The sequence below is a fragment of the Actinoplanes sp. NPDC048791 genome (assembly GCF_040650095.1).
GTDB lineage: Bacteria > Actinomycetota > Actinomycetes > Mycobacteriales > Micromonosporaceae > Actinoplanes.
Genome location: NZ_JBEZGQ010001592.1, coordinates 1 through 1,342 on the forward strand (window position 1 = coordinate 1; position 1,342 = coordinate 1,342).

A 1,342-nucleotide genomic window follows, 5' to 3' on the forward strand; every position below is an offset into this window, starting at 1 on the left:
CCCGGAGCGGGTCGGCTGCCTCGTGCTGGTCACGCCGCCGGAGACCTGGCTGCTCGACGTGGCATCCGACGTCGCCGAGGTGAGCGAACGCCGCCGCGGCGATCCCGGGTTCGAGGCGGCCCTGGCGGCATCCCGGCAGGGGCTCACCCGGCGCGACGACGAGGGGTTCAACGATTTCATGACCCGCGTGGCGCCGCTCGGCTACGCCACCTGGGGCCCGGCCGAGCAGGCGCACGCCGTCCTCGGGCGATTCAGCTACGCCGCGAACCGGGCCTGGCCCAGCGTGGACCCGCCGGCCGACCTCGCCCACCGGCTGGCCGCCGTCACCGCGCCCGTGCTGGTCGTCGCCGGCGCCGAGGACGCCATCACGGGTTGCGCGCCGGCCGTCGCGCTGACGAAGCTGTTCTCGGACGGCACCGCGGTGGTGCTCGACCGGTGCGGGCACTACCCGTGGGTCGAACGGCCACAGGCGTTCCGGCGGGCCGTCGACGAGTTCCTGGACGCGCGGGTGAAGGAGTGACATGGCGGGCTACCCCGGACTGATCACGCCGGTCGGGCACCGCGAGCCGGTGCCGCGCCGGATCCGCGGCATGCTCGGCGACCGGGTGGTGCTGGACACCACCCGCGCGGTGTACGTGTGGGAGTGGCCGCCGTACCCGCAGTACTACGTACCGGCCGCGGACCTGGCGCCGGAGGTGCTGATCGACGAGGAGCAGGCCACGGAGGGCAGCGCCCGGCGGGTGGGCCTGCGTTCCGGCGAGGTGACCCGGTCGGCCGCCGGGCACCTGCACACCGGAGGCGAGCTGGCCGGGCTGGTCCGGCTGGAGTGGGACGCCCTGGACGCCTGGTTCGAGGAGGACGAGCAGGTGTTCGTCCATCCCCGCAACCCGTACGCGCGGGTGGACGCGCTGCGCTCGGCCCGGCACGTGCGCGTCGAGCTCGACGGGGTACGGCTGGCCGAGTCCGCGACGCCGGTGATCGTCTTCGAGACCGGGCTGCCGCCGCGCTACTACCTGCCGCGTACCGCCGTCGACTTCACCGCACTGGTGCCCAGCGAGACGGTCACCGCCTGCCCGTACAAGGGACGCACGACGGCGTACTGGTCGGTGCGGGCCGGTGGCACGCTGCACGCCGACCTGGCCTGGTCCTACGACTTCCCGACCCGGGAGCTGTTGCCGATCGCCGGGCTGGTCAGCTTCTACAACGAGAAGGTCGACATCTTCCTCGACGGCGAGCTGCTGGACCGGCCGCGGACCCCGTTCTCCCCGGAGGACGAATGATCCGGCGGATCAAGGCGTGCCTCAACGGCGGCCGGGCCCGCGGCTTGCACCCGGCCGTCCCG

Annotated in this window: 2 protein-coding genes; both read left to right on the plus strand. The window is 73.9% G+C overall.

Features of this window, described 5'->3' with window-relative positions; genetic code table 11:
• Positions 1 to 520 (plus strand): alpha/beta hydrolase (locus tag AB0C29_RS48775; RefSeq protein ID WP_360835235.1); only part of this gene is annotated, 520 nt, incomplete at its 5' end.
• A gap of 1 nt (position 521) precedes the next feature.
• A complete protein-coding gene (locus AB0C29_RS48780) occupies positions 522 to 1,280 on the plus strand; it encodes a DUF427 domain-containing protein (protein ID WP_360835237.1) in 759 nt (252 codons plus the stop codon).
• The last annotated feature ends 62 nt before the right edge of the window (positions 1,281 to 1,342 follow it).

What these genes read in the sequence shown, in the direction of transcription:
- AB0C29_RS48780 (WP_360835237.1), top strand. Translation starts at nt 522, where the DNA reads ATGGCGGGCTACCCCGGACTGATCACGCCGGTCGGGCACCGCGAGCCG.